At 70.8% G+C, this 18,136-nt stretch carries 18 protein-coding genes; 11 read left to right on the top strand and 7 right to left on the bottom strand.

The annotated features are described in order from the left end of the window. Positions 1 to 246: 246 nt before the first annotated feature. The 8 genes from OG782_RS28090 to OG782_RS28055 all read left to right on the top strand — a co-directional run bounded on the left by OG782_RS28090 (position 247) and on the right by OG782_RS28055 (position 6,611). The gene (locus tag OG782_RS28090; protein ID WP_406455559.1) at positions 247 to 1,032 is read left to right on the top strand and encodes an amino acid ABC transporter ATP-binding protein; all 786 of its coding nucleotides are present in this window, start codon (positions 247 to 249) and stop codon (positions 1,030 to 1,032) included. Between the two features lie 69 nt (positions 1,033 to 1,101). After that, positions 1,102 to 1,944, top strand: a complete 843-nt coding sequence (locus OG782_RS28085) for a glutamate ABC transporter substrate-binding protein (protein WP_406455557.1) — start codon at positions 1,102 to 1,104, stop codon at positions 1,942 to 1,944. A 74-nt stretch (positions 1,945 to 2,018) separates the two neighbouring features. Next, a complete protein-coding gene (locus tag OG782_RS28080; RefSeq protein ID WP_406455555.1) occupies positions 2,019 to 2,684 on the top strand; it encodes an amino acid ABC transporter permease in 666 nt (221 codons plus the stop codon). Further along, positions 2,681 to 3,592, top strand: coding sequence for an amino acid ABC transporter permease (locus tag OG782_RS28075; RefSeq protein ID WP_406455553.1), 912 nt, complete (start codon positions 2,681 to 2,683; stop codon positions 3,590 to 3,592). The genes OG782_RS28080 and OG782_RS28075 overlap by 4 nt, the downstream gene beginning before the upstream one ends. Positions 3,593 to 3,831: 239 nt before the next feature. Beyond that, entirely contained in the window at positions 3,832 to 5,445 is a 1,614-nt protein-coding gene (locus OG782_RS28070) for an FAD-dependent monooxygenase (RefSeq protein WP_406455551.1), read from the top strand. A gap of 32 nt (positions 5,446 to 5,477) precedes the next feature. Continuing rightward, entirely contained in the window at positions 5,478 to 5,564 is an 87-nt protein-coding gene (locus OG782_RS28065) for a putative leader peptide (RefSeq protein WP_311307652.1), read from the top strand. 73 nt (positions 5,565 to 5,637) lie between these two features. Continuing rightward, positions 5,638 to 6,198 carry a cysteine dioxygenase gene (locus OG782_RS28060; RefSeq protein WP_406455549.1) on the top strand — a complete coding sequence of 187 codons (561 nt, stop codon included), beginning with the start codon at positions 5,638 to 5,640 and terminating at the stop codon, positions 6,196 to 6,198. Continuing rightward, a complete protein-coding gene (locus tag OG782_RS28055; RefSeq protein ID WP_406455548.1) occupies positions 6,195 to 6,611 on the top strand; it encodes a rhodanese-like domain-containing protein in 417 nt (138 codons plus the stop codon). Before OG782_RS28060 ends, OG782_RS28055 begins: the two co-directional genes overlap by 4 nt. A 32-nt stretch (positions 6,612 to 6,643) precedes the next feature. Here the strand turns inward: OG782_RS28055 and OG782_RS28050 are convergent, their stop codons facing one another. Then, a complete protein-coding gene (locus OG782_RS28050; protein ID WP_406455546.1) occupies positions 6,644 to 9,199 on the bottom strand; it encodes an FtsX-like permease family protein in 2,556 nt (851 codons plus the stop codon). Then, positions 9,196 to 9,927, bottom strand: coding sequence for an ArsR/SmtB family transcription factor (locus OG782_RS28045; RefSeq protein WP_406455544.1), 732 nt, complete (start codon positions 9,925 to 9,927; stop codon positions 9,196 to 9,198). Before OG782_RS28045 ends, OG782_RS28050 begins: the two co-directional genes overlap by 4 nt. Before the next feature lie 238 nt (positions 9,928 to 10,165). Between OG782_RS28045 and OG782_RS28040 the strand changes: the two genes are divergently transcribed. After that, the gene (locus OG782_RS28040) at positions 10,166 to 10,804 is read left to right on the top strand and encodes a hypothetical protein (protein WP_406455542.1); all 639 of its coding nucleotides are present in this window, start codon (positions 10,166 to 10,168) and stop codon (positions 10,802 to 10,804) included. 101 nt (positions 10,805 to 10,905) lie between these two features. Here OG782_RS28040 and recX read toward each other — a convergent pair whose 3' ends face one another. Then, a complete protein-coding gene (gene recX / locus OG782_RS28035; RefSeq protein ID WP_406455540.1) occupies positions 10,906 to 11,655 on the bottom strand; it encodes a recombination regulator RecX in 750 nt (249 codons plus the stop codon). Between the two features lie 3 nt (positions 11,656 to 11,658). Next, entirely contained in the window at positions 11,659 to 12,786 is a 1,128-nt protein-coding gene (recA, locus tag OG782_RS28030; protein ID WP_406455538.1) for a recombinase RecA, read from the bottom strand. Between the two features lie 267 nt (positions 12,787 to 13,053). Here recA and OG782_RS28025 point away from each other — a divergent pair, with 267 nt between their 5' ends. Beyond that, the gene (locus OG782_RS28025) at positions 13,054 to 13,962 is read left to right on the top strand and encodes an SDR family oxidoreductase (protein WP_406455536.1); all 909 of its coding nucleotides are present in this window, start codon (positions 13,054 to 13,056) and stop codon (positions 13,960 to 13,962) included. A gap of 54 nt (positions 13,963 to 14,016) precedes the next feature. Here the strand turns inward: OG782_RS28025 and OG782_RS28020 are convergent, their stop codons facing one another. Together OG782_RS28020 and OG782_RS28015 are read right to left on the bottom strand one after the other, a co-directional pair. Next, a complete protein-coding gene (locus tag OG782_RS28020; RefSeq protein ID WP_406459319.1) occupies positions 14,017 to 15,186 on the bottom strand; it encodes an AI-2E family transporter in 1,170 nt (389 codons plus the stop codon). Between the two features lie 409 nt (positions 15,187 to 15,595). Continuing rightward, positions 15,596 to 15,790 (bottom strand): DUF3046 domain-containing protein, encoded by a 195-nt coding sequence (locus OG782_RS28015; RefSeq protein WP_406455534.1) that lies wholly within the window; start codon positions 15,788 to 15,790, stop codon positions 15,596 to 15,598. A 79-nt stretch (positions 15,791 to 15,869) separates the two neighbouring features. Between OG782_RS28015 and OG782_RS28010 the strand changes: the two genes are divergently transcribed. Then, positions 15,870 to 16,784: a hypothetical protein gene (locus OG782_RS28010; RefSeq protein ID WP_406455532.1), complete on the top strand. Its 915-nt coding sequence runs from the start codon at positions 15,870 to 15,872 to the stop codon at positions 16,782 to 16,784. A 43-nt stretch (positions 16,785 to 16,827) separates the two neighbouring features. Here OG782_RS28010 and OG782_RS28005 read toward each other — a convergent pair whose 3' ends face one another. Then, complete coding sequence (locus OG782_RS28005) at positions 16,828 to 18,048, bottom strand: PucR family transcriptional regulator (protein WP_406455530.1); 1,221 nt, start codon at positions 18,046 to 18,048, stop codon at positions 16,828 to 16,830. Between the last annotated feature and the right edge of the window lie 88 nt (positions 18,049 to 18,136).

Here is an 18,136-nt window from a genome sequence, read left to right as displayed (position 1 = left end):
TTTTACGTCAGGGTGTACCAGAGCATCCACTCCGATGACCGGTGGGCCAGTCAAGGCCCCTTCCGTTGCATCCAGGTTTCCGTTATGCACCCGGTACGCCCGGACCCGCTCCCGGAGCGTCCCGTTCACGCGGTGTGTCCGGTTGCCGCCGGATCGTTATGCTCAATTTCCGCTCAGATGTAATGACGCTGGTAGCACTGCGTCACTAGGGTCCTTCCCAACCGAGGAGGACGGAGCAAGAAGCCGATGAGCGGAGTTTCAGTAACCAAGGGCGCCCAGGACGCTGCACCCGCGGCCGGCGACCTGGTTGTGCTGAGCAACGTCAACAAGCACTTCGGCGCGCTGCATGTGCTCCAGGACATCGACCTGACGATCGCCCGTGGCGAGGTCGTGGTCGTCATCGGGCCCTCCGGGTCCGGGAAGTCCACGCTGTGCCGCACGATCAACCGCTTGGAGACGATCGACTCGGGCGCGATCTCGATCGACGGAAAGCCCCTGCCCCAGGAGGGCAAGGAGCTGGCGAGGCTGCGTGCCGATGTCGGCATGGTCTTCCAGTCGTTCAATCTCTTCGCCCACAAGACGGTGCTCGAGAACGTGATGCTCGGTCAGCTCAAGGTCCGCAAGACGGACAAGAAGGCTGCCGAGGACAAGGCGCGTTCGCTGCTCGACCGGGTGGGCGTCGCGACCCAGGCCGACAAGTACCCCTCCCAGCTCTCCGGCGGCCAGCAGCAACGTGTGGCGATCGCACGGGCGTTGGCCATGGACCCCAAGGTCATGCTCTTCGACGAGCCGACCTCCGCGCTCGACCCGGAGATGATCAACGAGGTGCTGGAGGTCATGCAGCAGCTCGCCCGCGAAGGCATGACCATGGTCGTCGTCACCCATGAGATGGGTTTCGCGCGCTCCGCGGCAAACCGGGTTGTTTTCATGGCCGACGGGAAGATCGTCGAAGAAGCCACGCCCGACCAGTTCTTCAGCAACCCGCGCAGTGACCGTGCCAAGGACTTCCTTTCGAAGATCCTTCACCACTGATGGAGCTTTCAGCGCCGGTCCCCGGACCGGCTGATCACTCACATCGCGTCAACTCTAGGGAATTTCACCATGCAGCTTCGTAAGGTCACCGCCGCCTCGGCCGCCGTGCTCGCTCTCGCCCTGACCGCCACCGCCTGTGGTTCCGACGACAAGGACGACGCGTCCGGTTCGGGCGGCGGCAAGGGGATCACGATCGGCATCAAGATCGACCAGCCGGGTATCGGCCTGAAGACCCCGGACGGCAAGTACACCGGTTTCGACGTCGATGTCGCCACGTACGTGGCCAAGGAACTGGGCTACGCCGCCAAGGACATCACCTTCAAGGAGACCAAGAGCGCCGACCGCGAGACGTCGATCGAGCGCGGTGACGTGAAGTTCATCGCCGCCTCCTACTCGATCAACGACGAGCGTCTGGCGAAGGTCGACTTCGCGGGCCCGTACCTCCTCGCCCACCAGGACATCCTGGTCCGCGCCGACGACAACTCGATCAAGTCCCCGGCGGACCTGAACAACAAGAAGCTCTGCTCGGTCACCGGCTCGACCTCGGCGCAGAACGTCAAGGCCAAGCTGGCCCCCAAGGCGCAGCTCCAGGAGTACGGCGGCTACTCGGAGTGCCTGACCGGCCTGGAGAACAAGGTCATTGACGCGCTGACCACGGACGACAGCATCCTGGCCGGCTACGCCTCGCAGGACGCCAACAAGGGCAAGTTCAAGCTGGCCGGCTTCAAGATGACCAACGAGAACTACGGCATCGGCCTGAAGAAGGGCGACGCCGACCTCAAGAAGAAGATCAACGACGCGCTGACCAAGATGGTCTCGGACGGTTCGTGGGACAAGGCCGTGAAGGCCAACTTCGGCCCGGCGGGCTACAAGAACGAGCCCGCCCCGAAGATCGGCAACGTCGTCAAGTGAAGCAGGGCTGACCGGGCGCGCCGCCACTGACGGCGGCGCGCCGTGCCCTCCTACACGCGGAAGCGCGGGAGATCGTGTTCGACTTTCTTGAAGGTTACGACCTGCTGGGGGCCTTCTGGGTGACGGTGCAACTCACCGTCGCCTCCGCCCTCGGCTCCCTCATATGGGGAACGCTGCTGGCCGGCATGAAGGTCAGCCCGGTCCCCCTGATGCGCGGTTTCGCGACCGGCTACGTCAACGTGGTCAGGAACATCCCCCTGACCGTGATCATCATGTTCTCCTCGCTGGGTCTGTTCTCGACGCTCGGCGTCAAGCTCGGCGGCAGTGACTTCACGACCATCAACTTCCGCCTCGCCGTGCTGTCGTTGAGCGCCTACACCGCCGCGTTCGTGTGCGAGGCGCTGCGGTCCGGCATCAACACGGTGCCGGTCGGCCAGGCCGAGGCGGCACGCGCCCTCGGACTGAGCTTCACCCAGGTACTGCGGCTGATCATTCTTCCGCAGGCCTTCCGCGCGGTCGTCAATCCGCTCTCCAACGTGCTGATCGCGCTGACGAAGAACACCACCGTCGCTTCCGCGATCGGGGTGGCGGAGGCCTCGTACCTGATGAAGGAGATGTTCGAGAACGAAGCGCAACTGCTTCTGATCGCGTCCGTCTTCGCGTTCGGGTTCATCGTCCTGACCCTCCCGACCGGCCTCATCCTCGGCTGGGTGAGCAAGAAGGTGGCGGTGAAGCGATGACCTCGGTCCTCTACGACGCCCAGGGGCCGCGCGCCAAGCGCCGGAACATCCTCTACACCGTCCTGTTCGTGCTGGGCGCAGCAGCCGTGGTGTGGTGGGTGTACGACGGTCTCGCCTCCAAGCACCAGCTCGACTGGATCAAGTGGAAGCCCTTCTTCACCAGCTCCCAGCCGTGGGAGACGTACATCTGGCCGGGGCTCCAGAACACGCTCAAGGCAGCGTTCTTCGCGCTGATCATCGCGCTGCCGCTGGGCGCACTGTTCGGAATCGGCCGGCTCTCGGATCACCGGTGGATGCGAGCGCCCGCCGGCGTGGTCGTCGAGTTCTTCCGGGCCATTCCGGTCCTGGTCCTGATGCTCATCGCGAACCAGGTGTACTTCGAGTACACCAGCCTCGACCCGGACACCCGTCTGCTGTACGCCGTGATCACGGGGCTGGTGCTCTACAACGCCTCGGTGCTAGCCGAGATCGTGCGGGCCGGCATCCTGACGCTCCCCTCGGGGCAGACGGACGCGGCCAAGGCGATCGGCATGCGCAAGGGCCAGACCATGATCTTCGTGCTGCTGCCGCAGGCGGTCACCGCCATGCTGCCCGCGATCGTCAGCCAGCTCGTGGTCATCGTGAAGGACACCGCCCTCGGTGGCGCCGTGCTCAGCTTCCCCGAGCTGCTGGCGTCCGTCCGCCCGATGGCAGCGAACTACGGGGCGAACACCATCGCCTGCTTCACCATCGTCGCGGTGATCTACCTCGCGGTGAACTTCGCCCTCACCTCGTTCGCGAGCTGGCTGGAGCGGTGGCTCCGGCGCGGGAAGAAGACCACGGGCGCAGTCGTCACCACCGGCCCGGGGGGCGAGCTGGAGACGATCGGTGCGCCGTCGCTCAACATTGATGACGGGCGCGGTGTCTGACGGCTCGTCGACGGACGTCCGCGAGGGGCGGTGGCGCATCTGCCACCGCCCCTCGCCGCGTTCCGGTGTCACTTGACGCAAGCACCGGCAGTAGGTTGCATACGTTCTGTGATCGCGCACCGAGCCCCCGCCGCCGCATCTCCTTCGACGCCGCCCTCCGTCTCCCGGGCCGTCCCGGCCTCCTCGCTCCTCCCGTGCGCCTCCTCGCGTCCGACCGCAGGTGATCTGGGGGCCGTGCCGTGGACCCGGTGATCATCGTCGGTGCCGGGCCCGTGGGCCTGGTGCTGTCGCTCGCCCTCGCGGCACAGGGGGTCCCCTCCGTGCTGCTCGACGAAGACCCGGTCAAGGACGAGACGCGCCCGGCCCGCACGGTCGTGCTGCGCGAGGACACCGCCGCGCTGGTGGAGCGGCTCGGCTGCAAGACGCTCCGGGACGAGGGACTTCGCTGGTCCGGATGGCGGTCCGTGCGGCGCAAGCAGCTGGTACGCGAACTGCCGCTCGCCGAAGGTGCGCCCGACGGCGGTGCGCCGGCCGCCCCCGTCCACGTACCGCAGCACGCACTGGTACGCGGACTGCGGGACGCGGTGGCCGCGCAGGAACTGGTGCAGACGGCCCGGATCAGCCGGGTCGACAAGCTGGAGCAGGACCCGGCCGGGGTCACGGTGCACACCCGGGAGCCCGGTTCGACCTGGTGGCGCGGGAGTTACCTGGTCGGCTGCGACGGGGCACGGTCCACCGTGCGCAAGCTCCTCGACATCCGCTTCCCCGGCCGTACGGCGGTGGAGCGGCACGCCGTCGCCGCGCTGCGCACCGAGCTGCCCTGGCCCGGCGAAGCCGTGCTGCACCGGCTGCCGCCGTGGCGCACCGGTGGCGCCGAGGTGACCGCGCGGCCACTGCCGGACGATGTGTGGCGGCTCGACTGGCTACTGCCGCCACGCGGTGAGCTCGTCACCCCCGACGCCCTGGTCACCCGGGTCCGGGACACCTTGGCGGGCTGGTGCGGCGAGACACCCCCGTACGAGCTGCTGGACACCGGCGTCTACACGCTCCACCACCGGCTTGCCCTGCGGTGGCGGGTGAAGCGGGCTTTCCTGGCCGGGGACGCCGCCCATCTGCTGGGCGCGCTGGGCACCCAGGGGCTCGACGAGGGGCTGCGGGACGCCGAGAACCTGGCCTGGAAACTGGCGCTCGCCTGGCATCACGGCGCGAGTGACGTACTGCTGGACAGCTATCAGGCCGAACGCCGGGCAGCCGTCGCTTCGCGGCTGCGCGCCGCCGACCAGTCGCTGCCGATACTGCGGGGCGGCGGCGGGCTGCGGACGCTGGTCCCGGGGAGCGCACGGGGGCACGATTCGCTGCTCACCGACGGACATCTGGGTTGCGGCCCCCTCGGTGCGCCCCCTTCCTACTCCCACTCTCCTCTTGCGCCCCCACGCGCCGAGGCGCACACCGCTGTGGGTACGCCCCCCGGTGCGCCGGTCGCCGATGTGCGGGTCACGGCGCCGGACGGTACCCCCGTACGACTCCGGGAGCGGCTGGGGCAGGGGCATCTGCTGGTGGTGCTCGTGGCACCGGGTACGGGGGTGTGGGACCGGCGGCACTGGATGCGGGCGGGGGTCATGCCCCGGCTGGTCGAGGCGGTCGACGCCCTGCCGGTGAAGGCCGAGCTGCTGGTGACCGAGAGCTATCCGGGGGCGTCCGCGCACACCGTTCTGCTGGTCAGGCCGGACGGGCACCTCGTGGCGTCGTTCGCAGGGGTACGGCCCGCGGAACTCCTCGCGGCAGCGGACGCGGCGCGCGGTGGCGCGGCCCGCACCTCCGTACGCTCCGACCGGACCGCAGACATCAATTGACCCCCACAGGCGCACATGGTCTACTCCGGAACATGACCGACACCGATGTGCGCCTGTGGCGGAGGGTCCATATGGACCTGCTCCGCTATGCGGGCTGCGTGTGTCGCCCGTCCTGCTGAATCGCCTCCCTCTGCTCCGCCGCGCGCGACGACGTGCGTCCGGGCATCCACGCGAACTCTCAGGACGGTTCCGGTGTCTGCCTCACCCTCCCCTGCGTCTGCTTCCCCCTCCCCTGTTTCCGTAGTACGTCCGTCCGGCTCCGGGCCGGCCGCTGCGGAACTGCTCGACTTCGTCCGCCGCACCGCCGCGGACAACGAGCTCATCGCCTCGCTCCCCCTCGATCCCGAGGGCCGTACCTGGGTCCGGCTCGACGGGCCCGGTGGCAGTGAGGCCTGGCTGATCGGCTGGCCGCCCGGCACCGGAACCGGCTGGCACGATCACGCCGACTCGATCGGCGCCTTCCTGACCGCGTCCGGCACCCTGAAGGAGCACTCGCTCGCAGCGCGGTTGCCCACCGACGGCTGGAAGACCCTGGAGCTGGCCGAGGACATCGACCGCTCAAGGGAGTTGACGGCCGGCCAGGGCAGGGCGTTCGGCCGGCACCATGTCCACGAGGTGCTGAACGAGTCCGCCACGGAGCACGCCGTCTCCGTCCACGCGTACTATCCGCCGCTGCCGCAGATCCGGCGCTACAGCCGCACCGGCGCGGTACTGCGCCTCGAGCAGACCGAACGCCCGGAGGACTGGCAGTGAGCGACGACGTGCGGCACGACGGCGCCGGGGACGACCGGGGCGGGATCGACGAACTGCTGGAGCGGGTCCGGGCGGGATACGAGCGGCTCGGCCCGCAGGAGGCAAGGGCGGCGGCCGCAAAGGGCGCCCTGCTCGTGGACATCCGTTACGCGGAGCTGCGGACGCGGGACGGGCTGATTCCGGGGGCCCTGGTCGTCGAGCGCAACGAGCTGGAGTGGCGGCTGGACCCCCGGGGCAGCCATCGAGCCGCGGAGGCGGTGAGCCACGGCCTCCAGGTGGTGGTGATCTGCAACGAGGGGTACGCGTCGAGCCTCGCCGCCGAATCGCTGCACCGGCTCGGGCTGTACCGGGCGACGGACCTGATCGGCGGCTTCCAGGCCTGGCGCGCGGCGGGGCTCCCGGTCGCTGTGTGACCGGGAGCCCCGTAGGCCCGGGCGGGTGCCGCTCACCGGCTCGTAACGGCCTCCACCGGGCGGGCCTTCAGGGCCAGCCTGCCGGGCAGTGCCGTCGCGATGAGGGCGAGCAGGGCGGCGGCGCCCACCACGATCGCGTACGCGAGCGGCACGACGGTGGGCGCCGCGCTGCCTGTCATGCCGATGCTGAAGGCGGTCAGTACGGCGAGCGCGATTCCGGTGCCGAGGACGGCGGCGATGAGCAGCACCACCAGCGTCTCGATGCGGAGCATCCGCAGCACCTGACGGCGGGTTGCCCCGGCCAGCCGGAGGAGGGCGAACTCCTTGATCCGCTCGGAGACCGACATGGCGAGCGTGTTGACGACGGCAATGGCGGTGAAGGCCAGGACCAGGCCCATGGCCAGGAGGTTGACCTCGGCGTTCTCCTGCTGACGGTCCGCCTGGAGCCGGTCGGCGGTCTCGGTGGCGACGACCGCGACACCCGGGAACTTCGCGAGCGCGGCCTTCAGTTCGCCGCGGCTCGCGTCCCCTGCGACCAGGACGGTCGCGGCGAGGGGGTTGTCCATGTGCCGGGCGAGCAGGGCGTGCGGCAGCGTCAGATCGCCGAAGCCGAGACCGCGGCGGTAGACGGCCGCGACCGTGAGTGTGGCGGGGGTGCCGTCGCCCAGGTGCAGCTTCAGTTCGCTGCCGGGGCGCAGCCCGAGCCGGTCGGCGGCCAGTTCACTGATGGCGGCGGTACGGGAGCCCGAAGTGAACGCTTCGAGCGACCCGTGCGTCACATCGGGGTCCCAGGTGCGGGCGAGTCCGGCCGCGGTGACTCCCTGGGCCTGGTACTTGTCGAGCCCGACCCGGACGGTGGTGCGGACCACCTCCGTGGCGGCGGTGACTCCGGGCGTCGCGCGGACGGCCCGGGCGGCTTCCGACGGCACACCGGGGCCCTGCGCACCCAGCACCCAGGTGGCGCGGGTGCCCTCACGGGCCTGGGCCAGGGCGGCGTCGCCGAGGGTCGGCTGGACGAAGAGAACGGTGCAGGTCATGCCGATGAGCAGGGTGAGCGGGGTGACGACGGAGGCCATCCGGGTGGAGTTCCCGCGGATGTTCGCGGTGGCCAGGACGCCGATGTGTCCGGTCGCCCGGAGGGTCCCGCCCAGCAGGACGGCGGCCGCCCGGACGAGGAACGGGCCGAGCAGGGACACCGCCGTGGCCAGTACCACCACGGCGAGGAAGGTCACCGGTGTCGAGGCGGCCTCGGTGTGCAGGATGCCCAGTACGGCGACGAGCACCCCGCCGCCGATGAGCAGGGCCAGGCCGGCGGCGGTGCGGCCCCGGGCGGGGCGGCGGCGCTCGATCGCGGACTCGGCCATGGCCTCGGCCGGGCGGAGGCGGGCGATGCGGCGGCCGGAGATACGGGCGGCGGCCCAGGCGCCGAGGAGGGTGACGGCCAGGGCCGCGCAGGCGGGAAGGATTCCGGCCGTCCGCTCCAGCGTCGCCGGGATCACGCCCATGTCGATGAATCGACTGTGCAGCCATTGGGCGAGCGGCAGTCCGGCCAGGGCGCCCAGCACTCCGGCTACGGCACCGACGATCAGCGCCTCGCGTCCGAGCAGGCGGCGGATCTGCCCCGAGGTGGCGGCGATGGTGCGCAGCAGGGCCAGTTCGCGATGGCGTTGCTGGATGGAGAGCGCGAAGGTCCCGACGACCACGAGGACCGCTACCAGTAGCGAGGTGCCGCCCATGGCGCCGCCCATGGAGACCAGCTTGATCCGGGCTCCGGCGGCGTCCAGGAACTCGACCGGCCCGCGCTCGTCTCCCGTCGAGATCTGGGCGGTGGTGCCCTTGAGCGCGTGCGCGACCTGCTCCTTCAGCCGGCCGGTGTGCGTACCGGGAGCGGGCAGCACCCCCAGGGCGGAGACCTGGCCGGGACGGGCGGCGAGGCGCTCGGCCTCCGGCGTGGAGAAGAACAGGGCTGTCTGCCGGCGGAGTTCACGGTGTCCGCCGGGGGCCGCGATGCCGCTGACGCGGTACGTGCGAGGGGCCCGGGTCGACTGAACGGTGAGCCGGTCCCCGGTCGTCAGGCCCGCCCGTGCGGCGAGACCCCGGTCGATCACCACCTCACCGGCCGAGGCCGGGGCGCGGCCGGCGGTGAGGGCGAACGGGGTGAGCGGGGCGGAGTCCCAGGCGTGTCCGTACGAGGGCAGGTCCCCGCCTCCCGCGTCGGCGGGCAGTCCCATCGGCTCGGCCAGGAAGGTCAGTTCGGGAACGACGGCCCGCACACCCTCCAGGCCGCGGATCCGGTCGGCGGTGCCGGCGGGCAGCCAGGCGCGTTCGGCGACGGGCTTCGCCTTGTGCTTGGTCTTCGTCTTCCCGTTGCCCTTGTGCTTCACGGTGGTCCGGTGGACGTTCTGGTCGGCCGAGACGACGAGCGGGGTGGCGGCGTAGCGCTCGGTGGCGATCCGTCCGCGCAGGCCGGTCTCCAGAAGGGTGCCGCAGGCGGTGACGAGAGCGGCGGCGCACATGAGGGCCAGCAGCGCTCCGAGGAAACCCCCTTTGCGGTCGCGGATCGTCCGTAGGGCGTAGCGCAGCATCATGATGCGTCCGTCTCTCTTCCGTTGTCGTCCGTGGAGGCTTCGCCAAGGCCCGGAGCCGATGCGCCCGGAGCCGATGCGCCCGGGGCCGATGCGCCCGGAGTGGGGGTGTACGGAGTGGGGGCGCACGGGATGGGCGTGTCCGGGTCCGGAAAGGCGAGCAGGCGGGTGTGGACCGTGCGGGCGCCCGGCGGGGTCTCCGCCTCCGGACGCTTGTAGCGGTTCATGAGGGCGATGTACTCCTCGAAGAACGCGTGGAGCTCGGGAAGGGTGAGCCGCAGTGAGCCACGGGAGTACGCGTGCCCATCGGCCCACTCACCGGCGCCCCGGCCATCCGCCGCCGCCACGCCGCTCTCGCGCTGGAGCCGCTCGAAGAGGACGAGGTCGGCGGCGTACGCGTGGCGGTTCAGCTCGTCCATGACGAGCCGCGTCTCGGGTGTCCGGCGCGACGGCGGCGGGAACCGGCGGTCACCGGGAACGGCCCGCCACCACCTCGCCCGGCGCGCGCCGCCCTCGGGCGGCTCGGTGTCGGCCACAAAGCCGTACCTGGCCAGTTCACGCAGGTGGTAGCTGGTGGCACCGGTGTTCAGGCCCAGCGCTCGGGCGAGGATCGCGGATGTCGCGGGGCCGCGCAGATTCAGGTGCTGAAGGATCTGCTGGCGTCGGGGCTGGGCGAGGGCCTTCAGGGCCGCCGCCTCCGTGATCTCGGTGCCACCGGGCTTCTCTGGCATGCGTCACACAGTGCTCTGTGCACACGTACCTGTGCACTGGAGCATTCCGGCGTCTTCGTACGGGTGCTGTCCCCCGTACCCCGGGTGCTTCCCGGCCTCGAATCCGTCGCGACACACCCATTCGGCCTCGCTCCGGTGGAGGGAACCGCGGGCCGGACGGACATTCGCCTCAGCGGCAAGGAGTGCCGACACCGCTGAGAGACCGGTAAGACACCGCTACGACGGGGAGCCCGCACCCATGCCGACCACCGCCCTCACCCCCGACGAGCTCGACGTGCAGGCTGCTCGTCTCCATGACACGGAGGCCTGGCAGCAGATCGTCACGGGCTGGGACGTCACCGTCCCCGAACCCCTGCGCCCCGTCCTGCCCGGTGACGCCCAGGAGCGGCGGCCGGCCCCCACGGACGACTGGCGCGCTCTGCTGTCCGTCCCGGTGGAACAGCTCATCGCCGATACGGTGCGCGCACTGCCCGCCGCCGGACCGCGTGAGCGCCCGCTTCCGGGGCGCCTCGGTGCGGTGCTGCCCGACCGGCTCCACTCCTGGCGGCGCATCGGGCAGCCGGAGGTACGCCCCTCCGTCCATCTCGCCCATGCGCGGCAGATCCTGACCGAGTGGGGGTGGCAGAACACCCCGTACCGGCTGCGCAATGCCCGGGGCGCCCGCTGCATCTGCGGCGCCATGCTCACCGCGCACCGCCTGGGCTACGGCTCGGCGCACACCGTCGACCGGGCCGGCGCCTGGCTGATCGCCGAACTCCGCTCCCAGGGCTGGAGCGGACTGATCGGGCCGTGGAACCGGTACCCGGGGCGCACCGCCACGGACGCCCTCGCCCTGATCGACGCCACCATCGGCCGTGCGGCCCGTGCCGGCCAGTGACAACCGGACGCAGCGGTGCGGGCCATGTGTGAATCAGACGGGCGCGCCCCGCTGAGGAACGCAAGGGGCCCCGCCCTGGCGATCAAGCGGGCGCGTGAGGATCAGAAGGGCTCGTCCAGCCCCTCGGTGTCCTCGCCCTCCTCCTCGAGTGCCCGGCGCACCACGCGCAGGGCCATCCCCTCCCCGTACCCCTTGCGGGCGAGCATTCCCGCGAGGCGGCGCAGGCGCTTGTCGCGGTCCAGCCCTCGGGTGGACCGGAGTTTGCGCGCCACGAGCTCGCGCGCCGTCTCCTCCTCCTGTTCGGAGTCGAGCTGTCCGACGGCTTCGTCGATCACGGCCGCGTCGACCCCCTTGGTCCGCAGCTCACGGACGAGTGCGCGGCGGGCGAGCCCGCGGCCGTGGTGCCGGGATTCCACCCAGGCACCGGCGAACGCGGCGTCGTCGATCAATCCGACGTCCTCGAAGCGCGAGAGCACTTCCTCGGCCGCCTCGTCCGGGATCTCCCGCTTGCGCAGGGCGTCCGCGAGCTGCTTGCGGGTGCGCGGAGTCCCGGTGAGCAGGCGCAGGCAGATATTGCGCGCCTGCTCGACCGGGTCTCGCGGTTCCTCCTTCCCGGCCCTCGACGAGGAGGAGGAACCGCTGTCCCTGGACCGGGAGCGGGAACGACGCCCCGCCCCCTCGCCGAATCCGGATCCCGAGCCCGCACCTCTGCCGCGGCCGGACCTGCCGGCCGGCTCATGGGAGAGGTCGGACCCGTCGTCGGATCCGGTCAGGTGTCCGGCGGCGAATTCGGGGCCGGGGTCCGCGCCGGGATCGGCGGCGCTGCCCGGCCACTCCGTACGACGCGTCACGGTCTAGCTCTTGGCCGCCGCCGCCTTGGCCGGCTTGGCCTTGCCGACCGGAGCGGGCACCGACTTCGCCGCACCGTCGGCCGCGGCCGACGCGCCTGCCGCGTCCGCACCGGGCTCGGCGGGCTGCGCCTCGGGCCGGACTCCGACGCCCAGCTTCTCCAGGATCTTCTTCTCGATCTCGTTGGCGAGATCGGGGTTGTCCTTGAGGAAGTTACGGGCGTTCTCCTTGCCCTGACCGAGCTGGTCGCCCTCGTAGGTGTACCAGGCACCGGCCTTGCGGACGAAGCCGTGCTCCACACCCATGTCGATCAGACCGCCCTCGCGGCTGATGCCCTGGCCGTAGAGGATGTCGAACTCCGCCTGCTTGAAGGGCGGTGCGACCTTGTTCTTGACGACCTTGACGCGGGTGCGGTTGCCGACCGCGTCGGTGCCGTCCTTGAGCGTCTCGATCCGGCGGATGTCGAGGCGCACGGAGGCGTAGAACTTGAGCGCGCGGCCACCGGTGGTGGTCTCCGGCGAGCCGAACATCACACCGATCTTCTCGCGGAGTTGGTTGATGAAGATCGCGGTGGTCTTGGACTGGTTGAGCGCGCTGGTGATCTTACGGAGCGCCTGGCTCATCAGACGGGCCTGCAGACCCACGTGCGAGTCACCCATCTCGCCCTCGATCTCCGCGCGCGGCACGAGCGCCGCGACGGAGTCGATGACGATCAGGTCGAGAGCGCCGGAGCGGATCAGCATGTCGACGATCTCGAGAGCCTGCTCGCCGTTGTCCGGCTGCGACAGGATGAGGTTGTCGATGTCGACGCCGAGCTTCCTCGCGTACTCGGGGTCGAGCGCGTGCTCCGCGTCGATGAAGGCCACCTGGCCGCCGAGCTTCTGTGCGTTCGCCACCGCGTGCAGCGTCAGCGTCGTCTTGCCGGAGGACTCCGGCCCGTACACCTCCACCACACGGCCGCGCGGCAGACCGCCGACGCCGAGCGCGACGTCGAGTGCGGTGGACCCGGTGGGAATCACCTCGATGGGCTCGTTCGGCCGCTCGCCGAGGCGCATCACCGCACCCTTGCCGAATTGCCGTTCAATCTGTGCGAGTGCGGCGTCCAGCGCCTTCTCGCGGTCGGTTCCTGCCATGGGTTCCACCCGATTTGCTTGAGTCGATCGCTTCACGTCAAAGACGCTAACCCCTGCCACTGACAATGGGCCTCGACGTCCTCCCGGCCTGTGGACAACTCCACGGTCGAGCCCGGGAAAACCCGGCCGGAATCCCATGAGAATGGATGTTCGATTTTGGTGTCAAGCGCACCACGCCGCACCGACTCGCCCCCAGGATAGCGCCCTAGCATCAGTGATCATGCGAGTCAATAATATGTGTCCGACCTCATGCTAGATTCCGGCCGTATGGGGACAACACCAGCTGGAAGAGTCGCCCTGGTGGCCGGAGGCACCCGTGGGGCGGGCCGAGGAATCGCCGTTCAGCTCGGTGCGACCGGCGCGACCGTCTACGTCACCGGGCGCACGAGCGGGTCCGAGCGCTCGGAAATGGACCGCCCCGAGACCATCGAGGAGACCGCGGCACTCGTCGACGAGGCGGGCGGTCATGGCATCCCGGTGCGGGTGGACCACCTCGTGCCGGCGGAGGTCGAGGCGCTCGTGGCCCGCATCCGCAGGGAGCAGGGCCGGCTGCACGTACTCGTGAACGACATCTGGGGTGCCACGATCGAGTGGGACAGGCCGGTCTGGGAGTCCTCCCTGGACACCGGCCTGCGCACCCTTCGGCTGGCCGTGGACACGCACGCCATCACCAGCCACTTCGCCCTCCCGCTCGTCATCGCCGAGCCCGGGGGTCTGGTGGTCGAGGTGACCGACGGGACGGACGAGTACAACGCCGCCAACTACCGGGTGTCGTTCTTCTACGACCTGGCCAAGGCCGCGGTGAACCGGATGGCGTTCGCCCTGGCGCACGAACTGGAGCCGCACGGCTCCACCGCCGTCTCACTCACACCGGGCTGGCTGCGCTCGGAAGCCATGCTGGAGGCCCACGGCGTCACCGAGGCGAACTGGCGCGACGCCATCGCCCACGCGCCCCACTTCGCCATCTCCGAGAGTCCCGCCTTCGTCGGCCGTGCCGTCGCCGCGCTGGCCCAGGACCCCGCGGTGTCACGCTGGAACGGCCGGTCGCTGTCCAGCGGACAGCTGGCGAAGGAGTACGGCTTCACCGATCTGGACGGCAGCAGGCCCGACGCCTGGAGGTACGTCAGGGAGGTCCAGGACCCGGGCCTGCCCGCCGACGTCACCGGATACCGCTGACCCCGGCAGCCCCCGGACCGGACGCGGCCGTCCTGCACCCCCGGGCGCGCGCTCTCAGGGGCGCGGCTGCGGGTCGTCCGGTTCCCGGTCCGCCCCCTGGCCGCCGTCGTCCTCGGGGGCGTGCCAGAGCCGGCGCACCCGCGCGGACAGCGGTTCGCCGCGCCGCCACTGGTGACGGCCGTGCACCCTCGGGTCGTCCGTGACGTCGTACCGCTTCACATAGGCGCCGAGGAAGGCCTGCAATGTGGCCACGGCCGGGATGGCGATCAGCGCGCCGACGGCGCCCATCAGCGCCGTACCCGCGATCACCGAGCCGAAGGCGACCGCCGGGTGGATGTCGACGGTCCGCGAGGTCAGTTTGGGCTGCAGCACATAGTTCTCGAACTGCTGGTACACCACGACGAATCCCAGGACCCAGAGCGCGTACCAGGGGTCGACGGTGAACGCGATCAGCATGGGCAGGGCGCCCGCCAGATACGTTCCGATCGTGGGGATGAACTGCGAGACGAGACCGACCCAGACCGCGAGCGCCGGCGCGTACGGCACTCCGAGGGCCAGCAGCAGGACGTAGTGCGCGATTCCTGAGATGAGCGCCATCAGACCGCGCGAGTAGAGATATCCGCCGGTCTTGGCGACCGCGATCTCCCAGGCCCGCAGCACCTCGGCCTGACGGGCGGGCGGCAGCACCGAGCACAGCGCGCGGCGCAGCCTGGGGCCGTCGGCCGCGAAGTAGAACGAGAACAGGAAGATCGTCAGCAGCCGGAACAGACCGCCCAGGACCGTGGTGGACACGTCGAGCACACCGGTCGCGCTGTTCTGGACGTACTTCTGCAGCCAGTCGGAGTGCAGCAGGCTGTCCTGGACCTCGACCCGGGAGAGCTCCGTGTGGAAGGTCTGATTGACCCAGTTGATCACCGAGTCGAGGTACTGCGGGAAGTCCTCCACCATGTCGACGATCTGGCCCGCGAGCATCGAGCCGAGCAGCACGACGAAACCGGCACCGCCGATCAGCACGGCGAGGAAGACCAGGAAGGTGGCGAAGCCCCGGCGCATGCCCCGGGCCGCCATCCGGCTCACCGCGGGCTCTATGGCGAGCGCCACGAAGAAGGCGATCAGCACATTGATCAGCAGGTTGATGAGCTGGTCGAACGCCCAGCTGCCGAGCCGGAAGCAGGCATAGAGCGCCAGGGCCAGCACCATGGCACGCGGCAGCCAGGCGGGCATGCGGGCGGGCCCGGCGCCCGATGACCGGGCGGGTGGCGCGGCCGGCGGGACGGGCGGGGTGGAGGGCGGCTGGGTCTGAGCGGTCTCGTCTGTCGGTGCCACGGAACCAGTCTCGCTTACGGCTGTGACAGCCGGTCGCGCACCCCGGACGACTGTTCGCCCTCACCCCGCCGGACCCCGCTCGGCGCTTGCCCCCGGGAACGTCGACCGCCGTGCAGGAACCGCTCATGCCCGCGCGCCAGCGCTTGCCCTCGGAAACGACGACCGCCGTACACACACCCCGCCGGGACCTCGCTCAGCGCTTGCCCTCGGAAACGACGACCGCCGTACACACACCCCGCCGGGACCTCGCTCAGCGCTTGCCCTCGGAAACGACGACCGCCGTACACACACCCCGCCGGGACCTCGCTCAGCGCTTGCCCTCGGGCACGTCGACCGCCGTGCAGACACCTCGCCAGACGTCCTTGGCATCCCAGCCCTCGGCCAGCGCCTGCTGCACGGTACGTCCACCGAGCTCCGCCATCACGTGGTCGCGCGCGAAGGAATCCGCGTACCCCGCACCGAAGTGGTCTGCCATCCGTTCCCAGAAAATCGTCAACCGCATGCCACCAGTATCCCGCTCCTGAGAGTGCAGCCGGGCCGCCCGGCCTTGCCGAGAGCGCTTACCGTCCTACGGTCGGTCCATGGCTGGAACCGGAACAAGTCCCCTCAATCGAGCCGAGCAGTTCATCTGGCTCACGGCCCGTGTCCTCGAACAGCGGCGGTTCGCGCATCACTTCCTCCATGGAAGCGCGGATGCCGTCGAGACGGCGCTCGCCGCCTATCTCAACGAGGACGGCGGGTACGGTCACGCGCTCGAACCCGACCTTCGCGGCCCCGTCAGTCAGCCGCTGCACACGGCCCACGCGCTGAGCGTCCTCGACTCCATCGACCGCTGCAACGGTCTCCGGGTGGAGCGGATCTGCCGATTCCTGACCGATGTGTCCACCAAGGAGGGTGCGCTGCCCGCTCTGCTTCCCTCGCAACGCGGCTATCCGGCCGCGCCCTTCATCCCGATCGTCGACGACCCGCCGGCCGAACTGCTCGCCACCGGACCCGTCGTCGGGCTGCTGCACCGCAACGCGGTGTGGCATGCCTGGCTCTTCCGGGCCACCGACTTCTGCTGGACGGCCGTCGACGCCCTGGCGGTGTCGCATCCGTACGAGATCGAGGCCGCCGTCGCCTTTCTCGACGGTGCGCCGGACCGGCAGCGGGCCGAGGCCACGGCCGACCGGCTCGGGCGTCTGGTGCGTGACCAGCGGCTGGCCGTGCTGGACCCGGAGAGGCGCGCGGAGTACCCGGTGGCGGCCGGGTACGCGCCGGGCGAGCAGCACTTCCCGTACGACTACGCCCGCGCCCCCGAATCGCTCGCCCGCAGGTGGTTCACCGACGCGGAGATGGATCGCGCGCTGGACCATCTCGCGGCCGGGCAGGAGGCGGACGGCGGCTGGCCGGTGACCTGGCGGCAGTGGGCGCCGGGGACCGCTCTGGAGGGGCGGCCCCTGGTCACGCTCAGGGCCCTGCAGACGCTGCGGGCGCACGGGCGCAGCGTGGACTGACCACGGGCTCCGGCGGTTCACGGCCGTCGCCGGCCCGAGGCTCTCACCCGCTGCCGTGGCCCCCGTCACCCTGCCCGGTGTCGTGCAGGAGCAGGGCCGCGATGGCGAGCGCGGTGCCGCGCGGGGACCCCAGGTCGAGCCCGGTCAGTTCCGCGAGCCGGGCGAGCCGGTTGTCGACGGTGTTGGGATGCAGCCCGAGAAGTGCGGCGGTCAGACGCCGGTCCTGCTGCTGCGCAAGATGCGTCCGCAGGGTGCGCAGCAGCTCGGGGCGGGCGGCGACCGGGTCGAGCAGCGCGGCGATGCGGCGGCCGCTGGGACCGGGGCGCGACAGATGGAACTCGAGGAGTACGTCGTCGAGACCGTGCACCCCCGGGGGCAGTCCGCACACCCCCGCGATCCGCAGGACCTCCGCCGCGGTGCGGGATGCCTCGGGCACCGCCGCGGGTGTGGCCGCCCGGACCGCGGCGATCCGCACCCCGGCCCCGCAGGCGCGGGTCAGCCGCCTGGCGAGATCTCCAGGCGGCTCGCAGTCCCGCGGGACGACGGCCCGGCCGGCTCCCGCGTCGGACAGGAAGAGCAGTTCCGTACCGAAGGTCTGGTCGAGCACCGTCTGGATCCGCCGCATCCTGCGCCGCACCGTCACCGGGCTGAGAGGGTCGGGCCCACCGCCCGGCCCGTCCGCCGGTTCCAGGGCCACGGCGAGCACCAGCGCCGCCCCCTCCAGACCGAGCTCCTCCAGCAGCGCCGGCCCCGGTTCCAGCGTCCCGTCCAGGAAGCCGCGCACCAGGGAGCGGCGGCGCTCCCGCTGCTCCGCCTCCAGTGCGGACCGCTCGTCCATGTAGGTCTCGGCCACGGCGCCGACGAGCGAGTGGTGCGACTGGAGCAGCAGGTCGACGAGCTCGATGAGCGCACCCTCCTCGCCCGGCGCCGCGGCCTCCCGGAGCGCCTGCCACAGGACGTACAGGCCCAGCGCGTGGCTGCGCAGCAGCAGGTGCAGGGGCATGCCCTCCTCGGCGCGCTGCGCGGCCCGCTCGCGGAACAGCCGCAGCCCGCCGGGGCCGGGCTGCGGATCGCTGACCCGGCGCAGGAAGAGACGCACCCCGTGCCGGGCGGTGGCGGCGATCTCCAGGTCCTTCACGTCCCCGGGGAGGTCCGCGTACCCCGGAAGCTGCTCGAAGGACTCCCGGGCCATGCGCCGGGCCAGCTCGTTGACTCGGGGCTCGCAGCGCAGAGCGAGGGCCCTGGCCTCGTCGGACAGTGGCACGGCTGGTCTCCCCGCGTTCCGGTGGTCCCTGTGACGCATCTTCCGGTGATCCCTGTGACGCATCACAGTACGCAGCTCGCGGCGGTGT

The organism is Streptomyces sp. NBC_00876 (genome assembly GCF_045207435.1).
GTDB lineage: Bacteria > Actinomycetota > Actinomycetes > Streptomycetales > Streptomycetaceae > Streptomyces.
This window is presented reverse-complemented; position numbering and strand designations above follow the sequence as displayed.